Origin of the sequence: Yoonia sp. SS1-5 (assembly GCF_038443705.2) — a bacterium.
GTDB classification, from domain to species: Bacteria; Pseudomonadota; Alphaproteobacteria; order Rhodobacterales; family Rhodobacteraceae; genus Yoonia; species Yoonia rhodophyticola.
This window is the reverse complement of record NZ_CP151767.2, coordinates 1,293,960-1,314,919: the sequence shown is the minus strand read 5'-3', so window position 1 is coordinate 1,314,919 and position 20,960 is coordinate 1,293,960. Positions and strand designations below refer to the sequence as shown.

Annotated in this window: 26 protein-coding genes; 11 read left to right on the top strand and 15 right to left on the bottom strand. The window is 58.4% G+C overall.

The window, feature by feature from the left end; translation table 11 throughout:
* The 6 genes from AABB31_RS08155 to AABB31_RS08130 all read left to right on the top strand — a co-directional run bounded on the left by AABB31_RS08155 (nucleotide 1) and on the right by AABB31_RS08130 (nucleotide 4,633).
* The gene (locus AABB31_RS08155; RefSeq protein ID WP_342078613.1) at nucleotides 1-903 is read left to right on the top strand and encodes a DMT family transporter; all 903 of its coding nucleotides are present in this window, start codon (nucleotides 1-3) and stop codon (nucleotides 901-903) included.
* A gap of 207 nt (nucleotides 904-1,110) precedes the next feature.
* Nucleotides 1,111-1,614 (top strand): YbjN domain-containing protein, encoded by a 504-nt coding sequence (locus AABB31_RS08150; RefSeq protein WP_342078866.1) that lies wholly within the window; start codon nucleotides 1,111-1,113, stop codon nucleotides 1,612-1,614.
* A gap of 72 nt (nucleotides 1,615-1,686) precedes the next feature.
* Nucleotides 1,687-2,502, top strand: coding sequence for a pyrroline-5-carboxylate reductase (gene proC, locus AABB31_RS08145; RefSeq protein ID WP_342078614.1), 816 nt, complete (start codon nucleotides 1,687-1,689; stop codon nucleotides 2,500-2,502).
* Nucleotides 2,495-2,833, top strand: coding sequence for a tRNA-binding protein (locus tag AABB31_RS08140; protein ID WP_342078615.1), 339 nt, complete (start codon nucleotides 2,495-2,497; stop codon nucleotides 2,831-2,833). The genes proC and AABB31_RS08140 overlap by 8 nt, the downstream gene beginning before the upstream one ends.
* Complete coding sequence (locus tag AABB31_RS08135) at nucleotides 2,830-3,777, top strand: D-glycerate dehydrogenase (RefSeq protein WP_342078616.1); 948 nt, start codon at nucleotides 2,830-2,832, stop codon at nucleotides 3,775-3,777. The genes AABB31_RS08140 and AABB31_RS08135 overlap by 4 nt, the downstream gene beginning before the upstream one ends.
* Nucleotides 3,778-3,892: 115 nt before the next feature.
* Nucleotides 3,893-4,633 (top strand): leishmanolysin-related zinc metalloendopeptidase, encoded by a 741-nt coding sequence (locus tag AABB31_RS08130; protein WP_373635614.1) that lies wholly within the window; start codon nucleotides 3,893-3,895, stop codon nucleotides 4,631-4,633.
* A 6-nt stretch (nucleotides 4,634-4,639) separates the two neighbouring features.
* Here the strand turns inward: AABB31_RS08130 and AABB31_RS08125 are convergent, their stop codons facing one another.
* Together AABB31_RS08125 and AABB31_RS08120 are read right to left on the bottom strand one after the other, a co-directional pair.
* Nucleotides 4,640-5,041, bottom strand: coding sequence for a hypothetical protein (locus AABB31_RS08125; RefSeq protein ID WP_342078618.1), 402 nt, complete (start codon nucleotides 5,039-5,041; stop codon nucleotides 4,640-4,642).
* Nucleotides 5,042-5,057: 16 nt separating this feature from the next.
* Complete coding sequence (locus AABB31_RS08120; RefSeq protein WP_342078619.1) at nucleotides 5,058-6,263, bottom strand: pyridoxal phosphate-dependent aminotransferase; 1,206 nt, start codon at nucleotides 6,261-6,263, stop codon at nucleotides 5,058-5,060.
* Between the two features lie 74 nt (nucleotides 6,264-6,337).
* Here AABB31_RS08120 and AABB31_RS08115 point away from each other — a divergent pair, with 74 nt between their 5' ends.
* From AABB31_RS08115 to AABB31_RS08105, 3 genes are all read left to right on the top strand, one after another.
* Complete coding sequence (locus AABB31_RS08115) at nucleotides 6,338-6,730, top strand: helix-turn-helix domain-containing protein (protein ID WP_342078620.1); 393 nt, start codon at nucleotides 6,338-6,340, stop codon at nucleotides 6,728-6,730.
* A complete protein-coding gene (locus AABB31_RS08110; RefSeq protein ID WP_342078621.1) occupies nucleotides 6,727-6,999 on the top strand; it encodes a succinate dehydrogenase assembly factor 2 in 273 nt (90 codons plus the stop codon). Before AABB31_RS08115 ends, AABB31_RS08110 begins: the two co-directional genes overlap by 4 nt.
* A 93-nt stretch (nucleotides 7,000-7,092) precedes the next feature.
* Nucleotides 7,093-7,614 (top strand): MarR family transcriptional regulator, encoded by a 522-nt coding sequence (locus AABB31_RS08105; RefSeq protein ID WP_342078622.1) that lies wholly within the window; start codon nucleotides 7,093-7,095, stop codon nucleotides 7,612-7,614.
* A 589-nt stretch (nucleotides 7,615-8,203) separates the two neighbouring features.
* Here AABB31_RS08105 and AABB31_RS08100 read toward each other — a convergent pair.
* From AABB31_RS08100 to AABB31_RS08090, 3 genes are read right to left on the bottom strand one after another with little or no spacing between them, the layout of a single operon-like run.
* Nucleotides 8,204-8,929: a DUF1194 domain-containing protein gene (locus AABB31_RS08100; RefSeq protein ID WP_342078623.1), complete on the bottom strand. Its 726-nt coding sequence runs from the start codon at nucleotides 8,927-8,929 to the stop codon at nucleotides 8,204-8,206.
* A complete protein-coding gene (locus AABB31_RS08095) occupies nucleotides 8,926-9,630 on the bottom strand; it encodes a DUF1194 domain-containing protein (RefSeq protein WP_342078624.1) in 705 nt (234 codons plus the stop codon). Before AABB31_RS08095 ends, AABB31_RS08100 begins: the two co-directional genes overlap by 4 nt.
* Nucleotides 9,624-10,052 carry a VOC family protein gene (locus AABB31_RS08090; protein ID WP_342078868.1) on the bottom strand — a complete coding sequence of 143 codons (429 nt, stop codon included), beginning with the start codon at nucleotides 10,050-10,052 and terminating at the stop codon, nucleotides 9,624-9,626. Before AABB31_RS08090 ends, AABB31_RS08095 begins: the two co-directional genes overlap by 7 nt.
* Before the next feature lie 154 nt (nucleotides 10,053-10,206).
* Between AABB31_RS08090 and AABB31_RS08085 the strand changes: the two genes are divergently transcribed.
* Nucleotides 10,207-11,103 (top strand): sugar kinase, encoded by an 897-nt coding sequence (locus tag AABB31_RS08085; protein WP_342078625.1) that lies wholly within the window; start codon nucleotides 10,207-10,209, stop codon nucleotides 11,101-11,103.
* A gap of 43 nt (nucleotides 11,104-11,146) precedes the next feature.
* Here AABB31_RS08085 and maiA read toward each other — a convergent pair whose 3' ends face one another.
* The 6 genes from maiA to hmgA are packed head-to-tail and all read right to left on the bottom strand — an operon-like array spanning nucleotide 11,147 to nucleotide 17,187.
* Nucleotides 11,147-11,761, bottom strand: coding sequence for a maleylacetoacetate isomerase (maiA, locus tag AABB31_RS08080; RefSeq protein ID WP_342078626.1), 615 nt, complete (start codon nucleotides 11,759-11,761; stop codon nucleotides 11,147-11,149).
* On the bottom strand, nucleotides 11,758-11,940 hold the full coding sequence (locus AABB31_RS08075; protein ID WP_342078627.1) for a DUF2783 domain-containing protein: 183 nt from the start codon (nucleotides 11,938-11,940) through the stop codon (nucleotides 11,758-11,760). The genes maiA and AABB31_RS08075 overlap by 4 nt, the downstream gene beginning before the upstream one ends.
* Before the next feature lie 3 nt (nucleotides 11,941-11,943).
* Complete coding sequence (locus AABB31_RS08070) at nucleotides 11,944-13,557, bottom strand: FAD-dependent oxidoreductase (RefSeq protein WP_373635613.1); 1,614 nt, start codon at nucleotides 13,555-13,557, stop codon at nucleotides 11,944-11,946.
* 23 nt (nucleotides 13,558-13,580) lie between these two features.
* Nucleotides 13,581-14,531: an MBL fold metallo-hydrolase gene (locus AABB31_RS08065; protein WP_342078628.1), complete on the bottom strand. Its 951-nt coding sequence runs from the start codon at nucleotides 14,529-14,531 to the stop codon at nucleotides 13,581-13,583.
* A gap of 6 nt (nucleotides 14,532-14,537) precedes the next feature.
* Nucleotides 14,538-15,812: a fumarylacetoacetase gene (gene fahA / locus AABB31_RS08060; protein ID WP_342078629.1), complete on the bottom strand. Its 1,275-nt coding sequence runs from the start codon at nucleotides 15,810-15,812 to the stop codon at nucleotides 14,538-14,540.
* A 13-nt stretch (nucleotides 15,813-15,825) separates the two neighbouring features.
* Nucleotides 15,826-17,187 carry a homogentisate 1,2-dioxygenase gene (gene hmgA, locus AABB31_RS08055; protein ID WP_342078630.1) on the bottom strand — a complete coding sequence of 454 codons (1,362 nt, stop codon included), beginning with the start codon at nucleotides 17,185-17,187 and terminating at the stop codon, nucleotides 15,826-15,828.
* A gap of 52 nt (nucleotides 17,188-17,239) precedes the next feature.
* Here hmgA and AABB31_RS08050 point away from each other — a divergent pair, with 52 nt between their 5' ends.
* Entirely contained in the window at nucleotides 17,240-17,698 is a 459-nt protein-coding gene (locus tag AABB31_RS08050) for a MarR family winged helix-turn-helix transcriptional regulator (RefSeq protein ID WP_373635612.1), read from the top strand.
* Here the strand turns inward: AABB31_RS08050 and AABB31_RS08045 are convergent.
* Genes AABB31_RS08045 through AABB31_RS08030 form a run of 4 tightly spaced genes read right to left on the bottom strand, consistent with a single transcriptional unit; the run spans nucleotide 17,695 to nucleotide 20,946 of the window.
* Nucleotides 17,695-18,399, bottom strand: a complete 705-nt coding sequence (locus AABB31_RS08045) for an ATP-binding cassette domain-containing protein (RefSeq protein ID WP_342078632.1) — start codon at nucleotides 18,397-18,399, stop codon at nucleotides 17,695-17,697. The genes AABB31_RS08050 and AABB31_RS08045 overlap by 4 nt on opposite strands.
* 18 nt (nucleotides 18,400-18,417) lie before the next feature.
* Nucleotides 18,418-19,122: an ATP-binding cassette domain-containing protein gene (locus AABB31_RS08040; RefSeq protein WP_342078633.1), complete on the bottom strand. Its 705-nt coding sequence runs from the start codon at nucleotides 19,120-19,122 to the stop codon at nucleotides 18,418-18,420.
* Nucleotides 19,119-20,069 (bottom strand): branched-chain amino acid ABC transporter permease, encoded by a 951-nt coding sequence (locus AABB31_RS08035; protein WP_373635611.1) that lies wholly within the window; start codon nucleotides 20,067-20,069, stop codon nucleotides 19,119-19,121. Before AABB31_RS08035 ends, AABB31_RS08040 begins: the two co-directional genes overlap by 4 nt.
* A 1-nt stretch (nucleotide 20,070) precedes the next feature.
* Entirely contained in the window at nucleotides 20,071-20,946 is an 876-nt protein-coding gene (locus tag AABB31_RS08030; protein WP_342078637.1) for a branched-chain amino acid ABC transporter permease, read from the bottom strand.
* Nucleotides 20,947-20,960 lie beyond the last annotated feature (14 nt).

Sequence of the window (20,960 nt, the reverse complement as noted above, 5' to 3'; positions counted from 1 at the left end):
ATGAGCGGACCCCCATCATCAAGGCCACTGCGCGGCATCTTCTGGATGGCGGTCACCGGGCTTAATTTTGTTGCGGTGACTGCGATTGTAAAACATGTCGGGGATGCTGTCCCCGCGGCGCAGGCTGCGTTTTTACGCTATGTGCTGGGGCTGGTCTTTCTGCTGCCGATGATCCGGCCAATTTTGGCGGCCCGCCTGTCCAGGCGCCAATTGAAGCTGTTTGGATGGCGGGGCCTCAGCCATACGCTGGCGGTTATTCTGTGGTTCTACGCAATGACCCGCATCCCCATCGCCGAAGTGACCGCGATGAATTACCTCAACCCGATCTACGTGACCCTTGGCGCGGCTCTCTTCATGGGCGAAAAGCTCCCCCTGCGCCGCTGGATTGCCGTATTGATCGCGCTGGCCGGTGCCATGATTATTCTGCGCCCGGGCATTCGCGAGGTTGATATGGGCCATATTGCGATGTTGGGGACGGCGGCGTTTTTTGCCATCGGTTACCGGCTGGCCAAGCAATTGTCGGGCGAAGTATCGGCAGCAGTGATTGTCGGCATGCTGTCGGTGACGGTCACAATCGGATTGGCGCCATTTGCCTATGCCGTCTGGGTGCCACCAACGATTGCGCAATTGGGCTGGTTATTTCTGGTGGCCTGCTTTGCGACTGCGGGTCACTACGCCATGACCTTGGCCTTTGCCGCAGCCCCTTTGACGGTCACGCAGCCGGTGACTTTTCTGCAGCTGGTCTGGGCGGTGTTGCTGGGCTGGCTGGCCTTTGGTGAGGCTGTCGACGGCTGGGTCATCCTTGGCGGGGCGCTGATCATGGCCTCGGTCAGTTTTATCACCTGGCGCGAGGCTTTGGCCCGCCGGTCCGTCACCCCTGCGCTGCCCGCCACGAAAAGCTGAACCTGCGGCTTGGTCCGGCTGGGTGCAGACTTATCCCCATCAAAATGCGGCATGTTCCGCTTTTTTGTCAGAAATCGCTTTACAGATCGCCCCCTCGCCGCCACGATATCTTGTAGGGGCTAATGGTGAACAACACCGTCCCTAGAGCAGGCACCTAGCGCTTGGGCACTGCCATGACCCTTGCGCCAAAGCAGTGAGGCCGAGCATATGGCATTGTCCGAAAACTATATTGAGGCAGATGATCTTCATCCCATTGATCTGGTGGAATACATCGCCGAACACCGTGCATGGGAATTTGACCGGATCCATGACGACCAGATTGCAATGGCTGTGGAGGGGCAATGGCGCACCTATTCCATCACGCTGGCCTGGTCGGCGTATGACGAGACATTGCGCCTGATCTGCACGTTCGACATGGAACCGCCCAGCGACCGGATGCCGGCGCTCTACGAGACGTTGAACACAATCAATGACCGGTGCTGGGCAGGTGCGTTTACCTGGTGGGCAGAGCAAAAATTGATGGTGTATCGCTATGGTTTGATGCTGGCCGGGGATCAGATCGCGGGGCCGGATCAGGTTGACACGATGATCAATGCAGCCGTCAGTGCGTGTGAACAATATTACCCCGCAATCCAGCTGGTGACCTGGGCTGACCGGACGCCACAGGAAGCGGTCGAGGTCGCGATTGGTGGCGCTTACGGTCGCGCCTGAAATTGAGCTCGTAGGATGGGTTTAAACCCATCTTACGAGGGCGTACCCTTGGGCCAAAGTAAGGGGAAACATATGGATATGAATGACGTGGGCGAACGCGGCCTGGTTTTGCTTGGCTGTGGCAAGATGGGATCGGCCATGTTGGCTGGCTGGCTGGCAAGTGGCTTGCCTGCGGGATCGGTCTGGGTTGTTGATCCGCATATCTCTGATTGGGTGGGGCAGACAGGCGTGCATCTTAACGCGGCACTGCCCGATGATCCGGCCATTGCATTGATCGCTGTCAAACCGCAGATGATGGGCGCGGCCCTGCCGCAAATGCAGGCATTAGGGCAAGGCCGCACCCTGTTTATTTCCGTTGCCGCAGGGACACCGATTGCCCGTTTCAGTGCCGAATTTGGGCCAGAGGCGCCGATTATTCGTGCCATGCCGAATACGCCTGCCGCTGTCGGGCGGGGCATCACCGCCCTGATCGGCAATGATCATGCCACTTCAGCCCATATGGCGCTTGCGGAGACACTTTTGCAGTCGGTGGGTCAGACTGTTCGGTTGGATAGCGAGGCGCAGATGGATGCGGTCACGGCAGTGTCCGGTTCGGGTCCGGCTTATGTCTTTCATCTGATCGAGACATTGGCCGCAGCAGGCGAGGCTGAAGGCCTGCCAGCGCCGCTGGCCATGCAATTGGCCAAGGCGACAGTTGGTGGTGCGGGCGTTCTGGCCGAAGAGGCGGTGGAAGACCCGTCACAATTGCGGGTCAATGTGACCTCTCCCAACGGCACCACGCAGGCCGCGCTTGACGTTCTGATGCATCCCGACACCGGTCTTGGCCAGCTGTTGCAACGTGCGGTCACAGCTGCGGCGCAGCGCGCGCGGGAGTTGGCAAATGGCTGAGATCAGTTTTGATGACTTCCTGCGCGTTGATATTCGGGTTGGCACCATCCTGCGCGCCGAGCCATATCCAGAGGCCCGTAAGCCCGCCATCAAGCTCTGGCTGGATTTTGGCCCTGAGATTGGCGAACGCAAGACATCCGCGCAAATCACGGCGCATTATGCACCGGGTACATTGATTGGCCGACAGGTACTGGCCGTGGTGAATTTTCCACCGCGCCAGATTGGCAAATTCATGTCCGAGGTCCTGGTACTGGGTTTGCCGGATGAAAATGGTGACGTGGTGCTGGTCGGCCCTGATCAAACCATTCCAGCAGGAGGACGACTGCATTGAAACGTCTGCTGATCACCCGACCACTGCCGGCGGCGACTTTGCGCGCGGCCAAGGCCCGGTTTGATGTCACCGCGCGGGATGCCGACATTGGTTTGACCTCGCGCGAAGCTGCTGAGGCAATGGCAAACTATGACGCCATCTTACCGACGCTGGGGGACCAATTTACGGCGGATGCCTTCGCTGGAGAGATCCGCTGCGGTGTCCTTGCGAATTTTGGTGTTGGTTACAACCATATTGACGTGGCGGCTGCGCAGGCGGCGGGGGTTCTTGTGTCCAATACGCCCGATGTGGTGACGGACGCCACGGCGGATATTGGCCTGACATTGATCCTGTCTGCCTGTCGTCGTGCGGGCGAGGGCGAAAGACTGGTCCGTGCGGGCAAATGGACCGGCTGGGCGCCGACCCAGATGCTGGGCCAACATGTGACAGGTAAGACGGTGGGCATTGTGGGCATGGGCCGCATTGGGCAGGCGGTTGCACGTCGCTGTCACTTTGGGTTCGGGATGCCGGTGCTCTATTTCAACCGTTCGGCCAAGGCCGTTGACTTTCCCGCGCGGCAGATCCCCGACCTGTCCGATCTGATGGCGCAGTCTGATATTGTCGTTGTGACGGTTCCCGGTGGAGGGCCGAATGTCCAATTGATCGACGCAGCCGCCATTGCGGCGATGCGCCCTACATCCGTCCTAATCAATATTGCCAGAGGCGATGTCATCGACGAAGACGCGCTTATTGCTGCGCTGGCTGCACAGAAAATTGCAGCCGCAGGTCTTGACGTTTATGCCAATGAACCTGTTGTGCCAGATGGATTGCGCGGGCTGGATAATGTCGTGCTTCTTCCACATTTGGGGACGGCCGCACTTGAGGTCCGCGAGGCCATGGGCCAGATGGCGCTGGACAATCTGATTGCGTGGGATGCCGGCAACGCCTTGCCGCAGGCCGTTTGACCGGGATGGGTCAAGACCCATCCTACGCCGTTTCTTGCTGATGCCGCCTGCAGTGCTCTGGCCAAGCCGGGCCGAATGCCGTTTTGTGTAGCGGAGCCACAAAAAGGGAGATGAAATGATCACACTCGTTTTCTCTGGTGAGATGTCTGCACCGCGCCGCGCCGTTTTCGAACGCGCGGCTGCCCGTTGGGATCGCGTGATTGATACGTCATTTGCGCCTGTATCACTGGATGGCGAGACCTTGCGCGGATTGCAGATTGACGCGGGCATCGCCCCGATAGATGGCGATGCCGGTATTCTGGGGCAGGCCGGGCCAACCGCACTTCGCGCCGATACCGGGCTGCCGATCACCGGCATCATGCAGTTTGATACTGCAGATGTGGCCCGTCTGGAAAGCGAGGGCACCTTCGAGGATGTCATCCTGCATGAAATGGCCCATGTCCTTGGATTTGGCACCTTGTGGCCGGGCCTTGGATTGATTGCCGGGGCGGGCAGTGCGGATCCGCGCTTTACCGGCCCCGCTGCGGCCCGCGAATATGCCCGCCTTGATCCAGAGGGGGGCGCGGCTGTCCCGATTGCAAATACCGGCGGCGGCGGGACCCGCGAAGCCCATTGGCGTGAACTCATTTTTGGAGACGAGTTATTGACCGGCTTTCTGTCCGGTCAGGACCGGCCACTAAGCCGCATGTCGATTGCCGCTTTTGAGGACCTTGGATACGAGGTGGATTACAGCACGGCGGACCCTTTCAACCTGCCCAGTTTTCGCCAGCTTGCCCTGATGGGTGTCACAGAGGCCGTGCGCATCTGCGACTTGTGCCGTGTGGATCGCCCTGCATCCGTTGTGGTTGAAGTCTGAACGCCCTTAGTCTTTCGGCAAACGCTCACCCTTCTTGCGCACAAGGACCGTCCGCAGATCATGCATCGCCAGCAAGAGCGGGTCCGTTACCGTCTCAAGATCCGCGTCGCTTGCCCTGGACTGCGCCCATTGCGTTGTCAGGTTCAAATGATCAATCGCACGATGAATGTCGTCCAGCGCCCGGATCCGCAGGATCTCCATCCGGTCGGTCAGCCAGGTTTCGATTGCCGCCCTGTCAGCGTCGCTTAAGGCCCGGTCACCATGGGCTTTGTAGTCGCCCCGATTTGTATTGATGATGGCAATCTGGTCCATTTCGATCCGACGATTGCGGTTTTCCGTGTCCAAACGAAAAACTGCCGCACCGTTCTCGCGAACCCGAAAGTAGTAATCTGGAAGCGTGGCGCTCATGACAGGCTCGCTTGCGTCATGCCGTCAGCCCTTCGCAAAAGCCGATGATCCGCTGGCAGGCCTCTTTCAAAGCCGCGTCCGAGGTTGCGTAACTGACCCGAAAATTCGGCGACAGCCCGAATGCGGCGCCGAATACGACCGCAACGCCGGTTTCCTCCAGCAGCGCAGTTGCAAATATTTCATCATTCTCGATCAAGGTACCTGCCGCAGTGGTTTTCCCGATACAGCCCGCAATGGACGGGTAGACATAGAACGCCCCGTCCGGATTGGGGCAGACAATCCCCGGTGCGCTATTCAGCATGCCGACAACAAGATCGCGCCGGCGAGCGAACAAGGCGTTGTTGGGGGCCAGAAAATCCTGCGGGCCATTGAGCGCCTCAACCGCCGCGTGCTGACTGACCGAACAGGGGTTCGAGGTTGATTGCGATTGCACCTTGCGCATCGCCTTGATCAGCATCTCGGGACCTGCGGCATAGCCGATCCGCCAGCCGGTCATGGCGTAGGCCTTGGAGACGCCGTTCACCGTCAGCGTGCGGTCATACAGGCGCGGTTCGACCTGCGCCGGGGTGCAGAATTTGAAATTGCCGTAGGCCAGATGCTCGTACATGTCATCTGTCATGATCCACACATGGGGGTGCCGCAACAAGACGTCTGTCAGGGCCTGCAACTCTGACCAGGCATAGCCTGCCCCGGTGGGGTTTGAGGGTGAATTGAACAGGAACCATTTTGTGTGTGGGGTGATCGCCGCCTCAAGCTGTTCGGGGGTGATCTTGAAGTCATTTTCCAGCGTCGCGGCAACCGGTACCGGCGTGCCACCGGCAAGCAGCACCATATCGGGATAGCTGACCCAGTAAGGCGCGGGGATGATCACTTCGTCGCCGGGGTTCAGGCTGGCCATGAACGCATTATAGAGGACTTGTTTGCCCCCTGTTCCAACGGTGACCTGTGCGGGTGTGTAGTCCAGGCCGTTATCGCGTTTGAATTTCGCGCAGATCGCATCCTTTAGCTGCGGGATCCCGTCGACGGCCGTATATTTTGTCTGGCCTGCGGCGATCGCGGCGACAGCGGCGTCCTTGATGTTTTGTGGCGTGTCAAAATCCGGCTCGCCCGCGCCCAGGCCAATGACATCTCGGCCAGCGGCCTTTAGTTCGGCAGCCTTGGTCGTCACAGCAATTGTCGGCGAGGGTTTGACGCGGTCGAGTGTCGCAGAAAGAAATGTCATCGTCGCCTTCCGGTGGAATAGTTGGGTTGATCGTGACATAGGACGCATAGCGCGAAAAAAGCAAGGGTGGCACGATGACGAACACGGATGGTTGGTTCAGCGAAGAGGCTGCGACTTTTGGCGACAGGCTGGCCGGCGCCCGCGAGGATGCCGGATTGACCCAGCAGGCGCTCGCTCAGAAGATCGGGGTGAAGCCATCGGTGATTGCGGGCTGGGAAAATGACCTTAAAGAGCCGCGTGCGAACCGGCTGCAGATGCTGTCGGGTCTGCTAAGCGTCTCGCTGAGCTGGTTGCTGACAGGCGAGGGCGAGGGCCCCGAAGCCCCGGCAGATGATGCATTAATGACCAACGATGTCCGCGACCTGCTGGCGGAATTGCGGTTGCTGCGCGCACAGGTCACTCAGACGGGCGAACGGATTGGGCAGCTGGAAAAACGCCTGCGGACGGCGCTTAGGGATTCCGCATGACAGAAACACGTGACATCACGATCAAGCGGTTGCGTATGCGATCCATGCGCCGCGGCATCAAGGAAATGGACCTGATCCTGACGAATTTTGCGGATGCGTCATTGTCTTTGATGTCCGATGAGGACCTTGCCTTGTATGATCGTCTCTTGTCGGAAAATGACCATGACATCTATGGATGGGTGGGTGGGCAATTCCCGCCGCCCGCCCGGTATACGGCGTTGATCGCCCGGATTGCAGACATGGCCCAAGGCGTCACGCGTCCGCAGTAAATTCAGCAAAAATTTGCATCAATTTTATCATTTAACCCATTATTCTTAAATTCGCTCTATTGCTCAGTTCGGGTAGTAAACGGAGTAATAGACATGAGTATTCATACCGGTCTGGAAGACCCGGGCAAAGATGGGGTTGCGGAGGCGCGTAGCGCGACGTTCATGGCTTCATATTTGAATGCGCTGACGCTCGTCGAACGGCTTCACCGTCTTTTGCTTGATGTCATTAAGGATGAATTCGAGCGTCTCGGCGTTCTTGAGATCAATGCGGTGCAGGCGTTGTTGCTGTTCAATGTCGGTGACAACGAGGTGACAGCGGGCGAGCTGAAAAGCCGCGGCTATTACCAGGGCTCGAACGTGTCCTACAACCTCAAGAAGCTGGTCGAGATGGGCTACATGCACCACGAGCGAAGCGAGGTTGACAGGCGTTCAGTCCGGGTGCGGCTGACGGAAAAGGGCCGGGGTGTCCGTGCCGTCGTGCGCAAACTGTTCCAGACCCATGCTGACGGTTTGGTGGAACGACAGGTTCTGGATCATGAAGGTCTGGAAGACATCACAAGTGCGCTGCGCCGGGTCGAACATTATTGGACCCAGCAGATCCGATATATCTACTAGGCAGCGGGTAATGGGGGCAGCCTTCGGGCTGTTCATGTTGGCCGGAATGGACAACGACAAGAGATCGAGCCACGACCATGTTGGCGGGCTCGGGGTTGGGTAACGAGGATCCTGTTATCGCGGACCAGCATCATTCTTGGTGCTGGTCTGCGCAATTTTCTGCGCGGGGTAAGGTCATTCGCTGATATCGCCTGCGTTGGCCGTTTGCTTGCGGTGCCTAGGGTTGGTGTGAATGGTGCGGCCATCTCAAAAAGCGGCCCCTTGACCATGGGTTGCAAATCCCCCTTGCGGGTCTGACGTTCACCATCAGTGAAACCTGCGACCGGTATCAATCAAGGCTTAGCGATGGAAACGAGATGATCACCGACCGGTTGGTGACACTGAAGACGGCAAAGAAAGCGTGGGGTTTTGGCCCTTGCTATCTATAGTTGCGATGCTGTTTTTGATGGGCCTCGCGCGGCTCTGACCGCGGGCGATGAGGTCACAACTTAACACAACCCAACCTGCCGGCAGCGGGTATCAAGCCTTGTATTTTGGGCGTTTGGCGGGCGATGCTCGATCAAGATTTCGTTGGGCCTACCAAGAATATTTAGGGCATCTCTGGCCCATGCATATTCTGCCCGATCGCGATGCTTTGCAATTCGCGCAGCAATTTGCGCTCCATCGCGGCCGCATATGTCTCGAAACCCAAGGCGACCTCAACAAACGCGCCGGGGCCGCGGATCACATAGGCTTCGTAGTAGGATGACAGTTCCTTGACGTCGACAAAACGGTCGTCGCCCGCATTCACATCGCCGGACCCGATGACAAGCCCGTTCACTACCGTCCCATCGGGCATGTCCGCATCGGAAATATCCTGTGGCCGTGGCCCCGTATTGCTTTTGCCGTCACCGGATAGGTCGAGCGTGCGGCGCCAACACTCCTGCTGGGTCGCCAGCATTGCAAACCCGGCCTCTAGCGCCGATCCGATTGCCGTGGTTGCCTGCTTAATCCGCCGGCCATGATTGTTCATCGCGGCGGTTGCAATGGCCAGATCAGCAGGGCTGTTCAGCGTGATCCAGGGTTGAACGATTTTCAGATCGTTTGGGCTGCTCCATTCGAAAACGGTGATCCTGATGGGGGCGTCGGGTTGGGCAAACAAGACCTCCTGAACAGCGGCGCTGTTCAAGGCCGTTGCCACGCCATCCATCTGCAATCTGTACTCGAATTCATCAACGGAACCTGACACATCCAACCCCAGGGCCAAAGCCTGCCTGCATGCTGCATTGCTTAGGGTGGGCAGAAGAAGCAGGCAAAGGCATGCCAGCCGGATCATCCCTGTGTGTCCTGACGGATTGTGGTTTGGCCAATCACCATGGCAGTCAGTTCCCGGATCAATTTGCGCCGCATTGCGTTCTCATAATCGGCAAATCCGTTTGCAATTTCAATGAAGGCACCCGGACCACGAATAACCTGATCACGATAGAAGGGGATCAACTGCGTTTCGCCTTCGAATTCTGCACCGTTGATCACAAGGCCATTGACGGTGACATTGTCGAACGGGAAGGCGGCATAAGCCTCGGACGGGCCGAACCCATCATTGTTTTCGCCGTCCCCGGCCACATCAATTGTCTGAAACAGGCATGCAGGCGCATCGCGCAACCGGTTTGCAGCATGGCCCAACGCAAATCCCATGGCCGTAGCAAAGTCGTTGTGGCTGCGGCTGCTGCGTCCGATCTGTTCGGACACCGCTTGCAGGTCGGCGGGGGTCTCGATCAGGGTCCAGTCGACAATATTGGCCTGATTGTAGCGCCCGCTCCATTCAAAGACCAAAAGTGCGACCGGGTCGGAGCTGATAAAAAATGCGTCCTGGACGTCATCGGCCAGCAGTGCGGCAGCAAGTCCGCCGCGCTGAAGCCTGTCTTCTTGCGCGTCTACCGAGGATGAGACATCCATCGCTAGAACAAGCGCCAGCCGGCAGGCCTCGACCGGGGTGGAAAACAGCGCCGCCCCGGCAAGGACCCCCCATTTTACCAATGCCCAGTATTCTCCATGCTTGCCCAGGGCTCTGCCGGGGCAAGACTGTCGCCCTCCTGAAGCAGTTCGATCGAGATATTGTCCGGTGACCGAACAAAGGCCATATGGCCGTCCCGCGGGGGGCGATTGATCGTGACGCCGTTATCCATCAGGTGCTGGCAGGTCTCGTAGATATTCGGCACGCGATAGGCCAGATGGCCGAAATGGCGGCTGTCGGAAGGCAGCGCATCATCGCCATCCCAGTTATAAGTCAGCTCTACAGGGCAGTCTTCCTGTCCCGGAGGGGCCATGAAAACCAGCGTAAAACGCCCGCCCTCATTTTCGAACCTGCGCGTTTCTTTCAGGCCCAGCAGGGCGTAGAAGGCCATGGATTGGTCCAGGTCTTTAACCCGAACCATTGTGTGGAGGTATTTCAATGACATCATGCGATCCTTTTTCATCGTGCTGGCCTAAAACCTAGCGATTGCGCGTCTATTGGCAAATGGCAATCGGCCAAATGATCCCTCTGGTGCGTAACTGATTGAGGCACTTGCAACAATCGTGCTAAGCGACAGGTTAATAGCGAAGGGCGTATTCATGAAAAATCTCATTTCCGTAGGTGAGGCGATGGTCGAGATGTCCCCGCAATCTTTGCCGGGGCATTTCCACATGGGGTTTGCCGGTGACACGCTGAATACTGCATGGTACGCAATCCGTCTGTCGCCGAACTGGAACGTGTCATTCATGACCGCCATCGGACGGGACAAGACATCTGATCAGCTTGTGTCATTTCTTGCGGATGCCGGAATTGATACCACGCATGTGCAGCGCCACGATGACCGCACGATTGGGCTTTACATGATTGCGCTGGAAAAGGGCGAGCGCCATTTCTCCTATTGGCGTGGCCAATCGGCTGCCCGCCAACTGGCAGCTGATCGTGCTCGTCTGGATGAGGCATTTGCGCAGGCCGATTTGATCTACTTTTCGGGCATTACCCTTGCCGTGCAAGAAGGGGACGGTCGTGAAAACCTGCTGGCGGCCATTGCCGCTGCCCGATCTGCCGGGTGCCAGATCGTATTTGACACAAATCTGCGCCCCGCATTGTGGGACGACAATGAACAGATGTGCGATTGGGTCAGCAAAGCGGCCGAGGTCAGTGATATGATCCTGCCATCCCACGACGATGAAGCCGTCCATTTCGGGGATGCCGACCCCGAAGCCACACGTGATCGCTATGTGGCCGCCGGTGCAACGACCGTGGTGGTCAAGAACGGCCCCCGGACGATCCACTATCAGCATGAGGGGCGGCAAGGCGTCGTTCAACCTGCCATCGTGTCAGATGTGGTTGATACAACGGCTGCAGGCGATAGCTTTAATGCTGGCCTGCTTGCCGCCTATGTCGAGGGCGCCGCCATCCCCGAGGCTATCCGTGCTGCCAGCAATGTCGCCCGCAGGGTGATCAAGGGGCGTGGCGCGCTGGTGCCGATCAAGTGACCGGTCGCGGTTTGTAAAGCGATAGTAAGTTGATCGGCTTACTTTAGTCCGGTGCCGCCGTCTGGAAGGCTGCGATGTTTTTGCAGGATGCTTCTGCCGCATTGATCCGTTCCAGATCTTCATAATCCACACCCCAACGCCGCGCATTATATAGCTGTGGTATCAGGCAGATATCGGCCAAAGATGGCGCAGCACCGGTGCAGAATGCAGCCGCAGGGAACCCGGCCAAAAGCGCCTCAAACGCGACAAGCCCGGGTCTGATGAAATGCTGCATCCACGCTGTCCGCGCGGGCTCTTGCCCCTGTGTGGCGTGCCCAGCCACGGACAGATTGCAGACCGGGTGCAGGTCAACCGCAATGGCGTAGGCCGCGGCTTGAACCTTGGCCCGTTCACGCGGATCCGCAGGCAGCAGGCCAAGGTCGCGGGTCGTATTGAGATAGTCGAGGATCGCAAGCGACTGGGTCAGCCTGTGCCCATCAATATCAAGAACCGGCACAAACCCTTGCGGGTTCCGCGCAAGGTGTTCTGGCGACCGATGTGCCTTTTCCAGCAGATTGACATGTTCGATCCGGAAGGCGACATCGGCAAGGTTCAACGCAATCCGCACCCTGTAGCTGGCCGAGGACTTGGGATAGTCCCACAAGACAACCTCGGTCATTTCGCGGCCTGAAGCGCGGCACGCAGAACGTCCCGGTCACCGATATGATTGGCCAGGGTCAGGATAAGACGGGCATTCAACGCATCGCTTTGATCCTTGTCCAATCCCGCATGGGCGGCCAGCAACTCGTCATAGAAACCGTCAGGGTCAGACAGGTTTGGTGTCAGCGTCAGTGTCATGGATCAGGCCTTTCCCAAAGCGATCTGCATCGCCGCTTGAATTTCCGCCGCGTCAAAACCTGACCAGCGGCCAACAACATGCTGATCCGGCCGGATCAGGTACACGGCCTGCGCCTGATCGCCCAGATAGCGGGCACGAAGTTCCGGCGACGGGTCAGCGATATGCAAATGATGAACCGGCGTGTCGAGGTCCCCGACCGCGACGTCACCCAGGCTAAGCAGGACAAAACCGCGGCTCAGATGATCCAGCAGGAAGCCATTTTCGACCGGTGCATCGGGGCAGGGCGCGCCGGGGCGCGAAACGTCAGGCGCTTGCAACCCATCCTTGGCAAAATTGGGGAAACCATCATACACGCAAGGCACCGAAAGACGCCCCGAATTTACCATTGGCCGGGCAAAGGCATGGTCGCGTGCAAGATCCAGCACCGCGTTGCGGAAGATCTTGGATATCTCTGACTTTGGGGTCATGAAATCGGTGGCCCGGGACGAATTGAGGATATTTTCGTCTGCCCCGAACCCCCGTTCGGTAGAATAAGTGTCCAGCAGGCTTTCTGGGGCGGCGCCTTTCAGCACAAGATCCAGCTTCCACGCCAGATTTTCGGCGTCCTGCACCCCGGAATTTGCGCCGCGCGCGCCAAAGGGCGACACCTGATGGGCGCTGTCACCCGCAAAGAAGATCCGGTTATGGCGGAATTTTTCCATGCGCCGGCACTGGAACGTGTAAATCGAGGTCCAGAATAGTTCGTAGTCAGGCACGGTTCCGGTCTGGCTGGACAACATGGCGTCGACGCGGGCCCGGATGCGTTCAGGGTTCATTTCCTTTTCGCGATCAATATCCCAGCCAAGCTGAAAGTCGATCCGCCAGATATCGTCGGGCTGTTTGTGCAGCAAAGCGGATTGGCCACTATCCTTGAAGGGGGGTTCAAACCAGAACCATCGTTCGGTTGGAAAATCCGCCTTCATCTTGACGTCGGCGATCAGGAAATTGTCTTCGAACACCCGTCCCGCAAAATCGAGCCCCATCATGTCGCGCACAGGCGACCGCGCGCCATCACAGGCGACCAGCCAATCGGCTTCCAGCGTGTAGGGGCCGTCGGGTGTATCGACACTGACCACCACATGATCATCATGTTGCACGACATCTGTCACAAGGTTCCGACCACGGATCTCGATATCGCAGCCTTCGGCCTTGGCTGCATTGATCCGCTCTACCAGGAACCGTTCGAAATAGGGTTGCTGCAGATTGATGAAGGCCGGATGCCGATGCCCGTTCTCGGGCAGCAGGTTGAATTCGAACAGATTTCCATCACCGTGGAAAACTTTGCCCACATTCCAGACCACCCCCTTGTCAACCATGTCAGCGCTGGCCCCCAGACGGTGGGCGATATCCAGCGTGCGCTTGGCAAAGCAGATCGCCTTAGAGCCAAGCCCCGCACCATCATGGTCGTCCAGCACAAGCGCCGGGGTGCCCTTTTGGCCCAGATCAAGCGCCAGGGCGAGGCCGACAGGCCCGCCACCCACGATCACAACCGGATGGCGGACCGGTTGCGATTGTTGTTCCGGCACCTTCTCATAAGGGTACAGCTTGAACGCGGTCTCATAACGTACGGCAACCATGATCTTTCCTCCCGTAAGATGGATCAGCCCTGCAAGGCTTCCCACATTTCGATATCGCGCTTGTCTGTCCAGATGCGCGGATGGGCGATGCCACGTGCCTCGTCATAGGCCCGGCTGACATTGAACGGCAGGCAATGCTCGTAGATTGCGTAATCGCTGAATTTTGGATCGCAGCTTTCGCGCACGGCGTCCCACGCATCCTTGAGGGAGCCACCCCTTGCCGCTACCCGCGCGGCGGGCTCATAGGTGCTGTTGACAAAATCCCGGGTGCTTTCAATCGCCTTGTTGACCATGTCCTGCCCCAGCAAGGCACCGCCACGGCCGGGTGCAATCGCGTCAACCTGATAGGCCTTGATCCGGTCAAGCGTGCCGCCCCAATCGTTGAAATAGCCGTCCCCGCAATAACATGCGGAATGATCCTCGACGATGTCGCCGGTAAACATGACGTTCTGATCCGGCACATGAATGACTGCATCACCTGCCGTGTGCGCCCGACCGATATGTTTGATATCGACCCGCCGGTTTCCCAGATAGACGGTCATCCCATCGTCAAAAGTTGTCGTTGGCCAGGTCAGGCCGGGAATGCTCTCGTGGCCCTCGAACAGTCGGGGAAAGCGCTGGAATTCGCTATCCCAATCTTCCTGACCGCGTTCGGCCACCATGGATCGGGCGACGCGTGACATGATGATCTGGTCTGCGTTGAAGGCCGAGGCACCCAGAACCCGCACCGCGTGATAGTGGGTCAGGACCACGTGGCTGATTGGCTTATCGGTGACCTCGCGGACCTTTTCGATAACCTTGCCCGCCAGACGGGGGGTGGCCTGCGCCTCGACGATCATGACGCTGTCATCGCCGATGATCACCCCGGAATTCGGGTCGCCTTCGGCGGTGAATGCCCAAAGGCCTTCGCCGATTTCGTCAAACGTGATTTTCTTTTCGGTCAGGTCGCCCTGCGATGCAAATGCTTTTGCCATGGTGTCTTATCCTTTGAATGGGTCAGTAGCGGCGGGCAGAATGGTGCCGGTGCAGGGGCCAAAGCCCACCTGAAATCCGTCGCCCTTGGCAGCGCCATGCAGTGTCAGGGTGTCGCCGTCTTCGATAAAGCTGCGGGTCTCGCCAGTTTCCAGCGTCAGCGGTTCCTTCCCGCCCCAGCTGAGTTCCAGAAGCGAGCCCCGATTTTCCTTTTCGGGTCCCGAGATCGTGCCTGATCCCAGCAGATCACCGACCCGCATTGGGCAGCCCGACGTCGTATGATGGGCAAGCTGCTGTGCTGCGGAATAGTACATCTCGTTGTAGTTGGTGCGCGCAATGGTGCTGGGGGTGCTGCCAGCAGGTGTCAGCGTGACTTCTAGATCAATGTCGAACAGCATCGGGCCGGTATCGCGCAGATGTGGCAGCAGTTCTTTTTCGCGTGCAGGGGTTGCGCAGCGGAATGGTGCCAATGCCGCAGCTGTCACGATCCAGGGCGAGATTGTGGTTGCCGTTGCCTTGGCCTGAAATGGCCCCAAGGGCTGATATTCCCATGCCTGAATGTCCCGGGCAGACCAGTCATTCAAAAGCACATAGCCAAAGATGTTGGCATCCGCCTGATTAACGCTGATCGGGCCTGTCGAGGGTGCGCCGACGATTGCGCCCATTTCCAGCTCGATATCAAAGCGGGCTGATGGCGCCCAGCGTGGGGCATCGTCATTCGGCCCTTTCAGCTGCCCCCAGGGGCGTTGCACGTCAGTGCCCGAAACAACAACCGAGGAGGCCCGCCCGTTATACCCGATCGGAATGTGCAGCCAGTTGGGCGGCAATGCGTTTTCCGGCCCGCGGAACATGGTCCCCACATTCATCGCGTGGTTCTTGCCCGCGTAGAAGTCGGTGTATTCGGTCACGTCAAATGGCATGTGCAGTTGCGCATCCGCTTGCGGCACAAGATGTGGGCTTACCTTACCCGCATCTGTTGCACCTTCTGCCAGCAGTTGCTGCATTGTGGTGCGAAACGCCGTCCAAACATCTGATCCCAGCGCCATAAACGCGTTCCACGTGGTCTGTTGAAACGGGTTCGGTCCGTCCCCCGCGATCAGGGCGTCGAATGCGGAGATACCAGCATCCGCCAAGCCGCGCAGATCAAGGATTTGGTCGCCAATCGCGACCCCAAGCGACCGTGACTTTTCCGCGGTGGAAAAGACACCGTAAGGCAGGTTGTTCAAAGGGAATGGGGTGTCGGCGCTGTTGGCCGACGCGACCCAGCTTTTCATCAAAGGCATAGTGTCTCTTTCGTTATTTCTTGCCGGGTGTGCCGTCGAATTTCTTTTCGAGCGACGTCCAGCAGTCGATGTAGTCGTCCTGCAGCGGTGCTTCATTTGCGGCAAAGGCCGTCAGGTGCTGCGGAAACCGGGTTTCGAACATGAATGACATGGTGTTCGCAAGGTATTCGGGCGCAAGCGTGTCGTTGGACGCCCCCTCGAACGCGTTCTTGTCGGGGCCATGTGGCAGCATCATATTGTGCAGGCTCATCCCACCCGGAACAAACCCTTTGGGCTTGGCGTCATAGATGCCATGAATATTGCCCATCAATTCGGACATGACATTCTTGTGGTACCATGGTGGGCGGAACGTGTCCTCGGCTACCATCCACCGGTCCCGGAACAGGACAAAGTCGATATTGGCGGTGCCCTCGACCCCTGAAGGGGCGGTCAGAACGGTAAAGATCGACGGATCAGGATGGTCAAACAGGATCGCGCCAACCGGGCAATATGTCCGCAGATCATATTTGCACGGCGCGTAGTTGCCATGCCATGCGACAACATCCAATGGGCTGTGGTCAATCTTGGTTTCATGGAACTGGCCGCACCATTTGACCGTGACAGTTGATGGCGCATCCCGATCCTCATAGGCGGCGACAGGGGTCTTGAAATCGCGCGGGTTGGCCATGCAATTGGCGCCAATCGGGCCCCGGCCGGGCAGTTCGAATTTCTGGCCATAATTCTCGCAGACAAAACCCCGTGCGGGACCTTCCAGCACCTCGACGCGGTAGACAAGACCACGCGGGATCACCGCAATCTCTTGCGGTTCAAGATCAATCACACCCAGTTCGGTCGCAAAGCGCAGGCGACCGTCTTGCGGGACCACCAGCAACTCTGAATCGGCGGAATAGAAATATTCATCCACCATGCTTTCGGTCACCAGATAGATGTGGCTGGCCATGCCCACCTGTGTGTTCACATCGCCCGCTGTCGTAACCGAGCGCATGCCGGTCAGCCAATTCAGCTTTTCATCCGTATGCGCGACGGGATCCCAGCGGTACTGACCAAGCGAGGTGACATCCTCGTTGATATGCGGCGCCGTCTTCCAATAGGGCAGATCAATCCGCTTGAAACGGTGGGTATGCTTGACCGATGGCCTGATCCGGTAACACCATGTGCGCTCATTCTGGTGGGAGGGCGCGGTAAAGGCGGTGCCGGATAATTGCTCGCCGTACAAACCATAGTTGCATTTCTGCGGGCTATTCATACCCTGTGGGAGAGCCCCGGGAAGGGCTTCGGTCTCGAAATCATTGCCAAAGCCAGGCATATAGCCCTCGTGGGTTCCGGCATATGTGGCGGCGCGTTTCAGACCAGATATCGACGTTTGCTGATTCATGACCCTTCCTTTCGGTTTCAGGGTACATTATTAGTTGATTTTGTAACTAACAATGGATAAAGTTACGTTTATGACTAATTTTTCCGACTTCGATCTTAAAGACTTCACACCCTATCTGCTGAACCTTGCAGCCGAGGCCTCCAGCCTTGGTTTTCAGAAGCATTATAAAGAAAAATACGGGATGCTCCGCACCGAATGGCGCGTGGTTTTTCACCTCGGTCAATACGGTCCGATGCACGCCAAGGAGATCTGCAACCGCGCACGTATTCACAAAACCAAAGTCAGTCGGGCCGTCGCCGCCTTGGAAAAGAAGCGATTCCTGAAACGCGAGCAGGAAAGCGATGACCGCCGCCATGAAAAGCTGTCGCTGACGCGGCCCGGTATGGTTGCGTTTCGCGATCTGCTGGTGGCCGCACAACGGTTTGATGACGCCCTGGTCGAAGAATTTTCGCAGCACCAGCGTGACATCCTGCGAAAATGCCTGACCCGGATCGCCCGGTTGACTGATTAGGTGCCCAGATAGGCGTTTTCCAAAATGCGCCGATCCTGCTTTAGCTCTGCCGGCAGTCCCGAGAATCTGACCTGACCGCCGGACAGGACGTAGCAGAAATCAGCCACATCAAGGGCCAGATGAGTGAACTGCTCGATCAGCAAAATCCCGATGCCCCGGTCCCGCAAAGTGTGCAGAACTCCGATAAGACGCTCGATGATGACCGGCGCGAGGCCCAGCGACATTTCATCTATCATCAGATATTTCGGGCGGGCGACCAGCGCCTGACCGAGGGCGACCATCTGCTGTTGACCACCTGAAAGCGCCCCGGCCATCCGGCCAGAGATCTTTTTCAGCTCGGGGAATGTCGCGTAGACGGCGGCGACCTCGTCGGCCAGATCGGCATCGGATAGCATTGGCCCCGCGGCACGCAAATTGTCATGGACGTTCAGCCCTGTCAGCACCTGATGGCCCTCCGGCACGCCGGCAATCCCGGCGGCGCGGATGGCCTGAACGCCTTTGCCGTTTACAAAGGTATCGCCCACCGCAACCGCACCGGATGTCAGGGGCATCACGCCCGCGATCCCGGCGACAAGTTCTGACTTGCCTGCGCCATTGGGTCCAAGCAGGGCCACGATCTTGCCCTCTGGCACCTCAAGTGAGACGTCATTGATCACCGTCCGGGTGGCGGTTTTGAGTGTCAGATTGCTGATTTTCAACATGCCGTTTCTTCCTTAACCCTAGCGCCCGAGATAGGCGGTCTTGACGATTTCGTCCTGCAAGACCTCTGCGGTTGGCCCAAAGGCAATCAACTTTCCGAAATCCAAAACGGCTGTGGTCTCGCAGACGTCGCGGATCAGATCGACGTCGTGGTCGACCAGAATGATCTGTGTTCCGAACCGGTCTTTCGCTTCGGTGATGACGACGCGCAAATGCTGCATCTCGGATTCCGACAGCCCACCACCCGGTTCGTCCAGCAGCAGAATTTTCGGATCACCGGCAAGGCATTTGGCGATTTCGGTCATCCGGCGCTGAAAGACGTTCAAGTCGGCCCCGCGCGTTTTTGCCTGATCCGAGATACCGGTGAAATCCAGAATGTGGTTGATCTTGGATGGTCTGTCGGCCCGTTTGACGCCGGTCGCATCCATCACCGTCAACAGATGTTCGGTCACCGTCAGATCATCGACGATCTGTACTTTCTGAAACGACCGGCCCAGCCCCCACCGCGCCCGTTGATTGGGTGGCAGGGTCATCAGATCAACGCCATCCACATGAATGCCCCCGCCCGCGATGGCCACAAATCCGGACATGGCGTTGGTCAGGGTCGTTTTGCCCGCGCCATTTGGCCCGATCAGCCCGACGACGTCTTCCTTGAGCGTGAGGCTGAGATCATCCAGCGCCACAACCCCCCCGAATTTCACGGTCAATTTGTCGATGGTAATCATGCCTGCCTCCGGCTGAACGCGCTTTGCAATTGTCCGGCGATACCGCGTGGCGCGGTCATGATGGCGTGCAGCAAGGCCGCACCAAAGATCACCAGGGCGATATCTGCGCTAAGGCCGAAATCATTGAACAGGGCGGGCAGAAGTTTGAACAACAGCCCCGCAATCACCGCCCCGACCCAGGAATATGCACCCCCGACAACGGCCAGCGCAAAAAGAAGGATGCCGTCGGATGCCAGAAAGGTTCGCGCATCCAGCTGCCCCAATGCCCCCGCAAGCAGCGCACCAGCGATCCCCGCCAGCAGTCCTGACAGCGCAAAGGCCCAGAACTTGTAGAACGTCACGTTGATCCCTGCGGCCATGGCGTTTGCCTCGGATTGCCGGATCATTGCCCAGGCCCGGCCGGGTGCGGTGATCCGGTGCAGCGCAACAAGACCGAAGGAGGCCGCAACCACGACAATGGTGTAGCGCAGATAGCCTACATCCGATCCCGCAAGGGCAGGGCGCCGGACTTCGCCGGCTGATTGCTGGGCAACCCCCCAGAAACCGGTCCCGCCATTGGGGAATTGAAAGGCGTTGAACAGGATCTGAAAGGCACCAGCCGCCATCAAGGTGACAAGCGCCAGATAAAGCCCCCGCATCCGCAGCGCCGGCAGCGCCAGTATTGCGCCGATCGCAGCCGTGATCATCCCTGCAATGGCCAGATTGAAGGTGAATGGCAGCTCGGTGGCGTAGTTCAGGCGCAGCCCGATCCAGCCGCCCACGCCGACCAGCGCGATTTGCGACAGGTTGATCAGCCCCAGCTGGGCAAAAACAACCGACACGCCTGCGGCGGCCAGCGCGAAAATCGCAGCCGAGGTCACAACCTTGACCCAAAGCGCCGACAAAACAATCGGCAGCACGGCCAGCGCAAGAATAAGCGTCAGGAGTGGAAAGAGAACGCGGTTCATATCAGGTCTCCGTCGCGAAGGTCAGTCGCTGCCCGCGCTGCATCCAGAGGATGGCGAGACCGGCAACAATGAATGGGGTCATGGTGCGAAGTGGTGCGAGGGGTTTGTACAGCGTCATCATGGCTTCGATGACCCCGATGGCCAGCCCGCCCAGCAATGTCAGTTGCAGCGAGCTTAATTTGCCGCAGATCGCAGCCGCGATGGCCGGGATGACCATGAATGTGATGACTGCGGGTTCCAGCCGCACCAGGCTGCCAAACAGCAGACCGGTAAAGCCGGCCAACCCGCCAGAGATACCCCATGCCAGGCTTTCGACCTTCGTGACCGGAATACCCAAAAGGGCTGCGTGATCGCGATTATCGGCAAGGGCCCGCATATGCAGACCGGTCCTTGTGCGGTCGAGATAAAATATCATGCCGATCACGGCGGCGATGCTGGCGCCAAAGGCCAAAAGCCGGGTGACCGTGATCCGCACGCCCGCGATGGTGACAGCGGCCTTGTCGGTCGGCAATTCGATCTTGCGCAATGCGTCTTCCCACAACAACCCGATCAGGCCCAGCAGGATGAGCATGTAACCCAAGGTCGCGATCGCCTTGACCGCCGGTTCGCGCCATGCCAGCGAGGGCGCAATCAAGCGTCCGTATGCGACGGACAGCACAACACCGGTCACGATTGCGGATATCCAGGCGACCGGACCAGCCAGTCCCCAGTCAGCGACCTGCCAGGCAACCATCGCACTTGCTGCCGCAATCGCGCCGTAAGCAAAGTTCAGAACGCCGGTCGAGCGGCGCAGGATCACCAGACCAACACCGCCGAGCGCATAAAGCGATCCAACCGCAAGTCCGGAAACCAGAAAAAGACCGTAGACAGTAAGCATGATGATCCTCGTGA

Bases quoted from the DNA above. Each gene is read 5' to 3' on its own strand.
- AABB31_RS08155 (WP_342078613.1), top strand. From the start codon at position 1: ATGAGCGGACCCCCATCATCAAGGCCACTGCGCGGCATCTTCTGGATG.
- AABB31_RS08150 (WP_342078866.1), top strand. From the start codon at position 1,111: ATGGCATTGTCCGAAAACTATATTGAGGCAGATGATCTTCATCCCATT.
- proC (WP_342078614.1), top strand. From the start codon at position 1,687: ATGGATATGAATGACGTGGGCGAACGCGGCCTGGTTTTGCTTGGCTGT.
- AABB31_RS08140 (WP_342078615.1), top strand. From the start codon at position 2,495: ATGGCTGAGATCAGTTTTGATGACTTCCTGCGCGTTGATATTCGGGTT.
- AABB31_RS08130 (WP_373635614.1), top strand. From the start codon at position 3,893: ATGATCACACTCGTTTTCTCTGGTGAGATGTCTGCACCGCGCCGCGCC.
- AABB31_RS08125 (WP_342078618.1), bottom strand. From the start codon at position 5,041: ATGAGCGCCACGCTTCCAGATTACTACTTTCGGGTTCGCGAGAACGGT.
- AABB31_RS08120 (WP_342078619.1), bottom strand. From the start codon at position 6,263: ATGACATTTCTTTCTGCGACACTCGACCGCGTCAAACCCTCGCCGACA.
- AABB31_RS08115 (WP_342078620.1), top strand. From the start codon at position 6,338: ATGACGAACACGGATGGTTGGTTCAGCGAAGAGGCTGCGACTTTTGGC.
- AABB31_RS08110 (WP_342078621.1), top strand. From the start codon at position 6,727: ATGACAGAAACACGTGACATCACGATCAAGCGGTTGCGTATGCGATCC.
- AABB31_RS08105 (WP_342078622.1), top strand. From the start codon at position 7,093: ATGAGTATTCATACCGGTCTGGAAGACCCGGGCAAAGATGGGGTTGCG.
- AABB31_RS08100 (WP_342078623.1), bottom strand. From the start codon at position 8,929: ATGATCCGGCTGGCATGCCTTTGCCTGCTTCTTCTGCCCACCCTAAGC.
- AABB31_RS08090 (WP_342078868.1), bottom strand. From the start codon at position 10,052: ATGTCATTGAAATACCTCCACACAATGGTTCGGGTTAAAGACCTGGAC.
- AABB31_RS08085 (WP_342078625.1), top strand. From the start codon at position 10,207: ATGAAAAATCTCATTTCCGTAGGTGAGGCGATGGTCGAGATGTCCCCG.
- maiA (WP_342078626.1), bottom strand. From the start codon at position 11,761: ATGACCGAGGTTGTCTTGTGGGACTATCCCAAGTCCTCGGCCAGCTAC.
- AABB31_RS08075 (WP_342078627.1), bottom strand. From the start codon at position 11,940: ATGACACTGACGCTGACACCAAACCTGTCTGACCCTGACGGTTTCTAT.
- AABB31_RS08070 (WP_373635613.1), bottom strand. From the start codon at position 13,557: ATGGTTGCCGTACGTTATGAGACCGCGTTCAAGCTGTACCCTTATGAG.
- AABB31_RS08065 (WP_342078628.1), bottom strand. From the start codon at position 14,531: ATGGCAAAAGCATTTGCATCGCAGGGCGACCTGACCGAAAAGAAAATC.
- fahA (WP_342078629.1), bottom strand. From the start codon at position 15,812: ATGCCTTTGATGAAAAGCTGGGTCGCGTCGGCCAACAGCGCCGACACC.
- hmgA (WP_342078630.1), bottom strand. From the start codon at position 17,187: ATGAATCAGCAAACGTCGATATCTGGTCTGAAACGCGCCGCCACATAT.
- AABB31_RS08050 (WP_373635612.1), top strand. From the start codon at position 17,240: ATGGATAAAGTTACGTTTATGACTAATTTTTCCGACTTCGATCTTAAA.
- AABB31_RS08045 (WP_342078632.1), bottom strand. From the start codon at position 18,399: ATGTTGAAAATCAGCAATCTGACACTCAAAACCGCCACCCGGACGGTG.
- AABB31_RS08040 (WP_342078633.1), bottom strand. From the start codon at position 19,122: ATGATTACCATCGACAAATTGACCGTGAAATTCGGGGGGGTTGTGGCG.
- AABB31_RS08035 (WP_373635611.1), bottom strand. From the start codon at position 20,069: ATGAACCGCGTTCTCTTTCCACTCCTGACGCTTATTCTTGCGCTGGCC.
- AABB31_RS08030 (WP_342078637.1), bottom strand. From the start codon at position 20,946: ATGCTTACTGTCTACGGTCTTTTTCTGGTTTCCGGACTTGCGGTTGGA.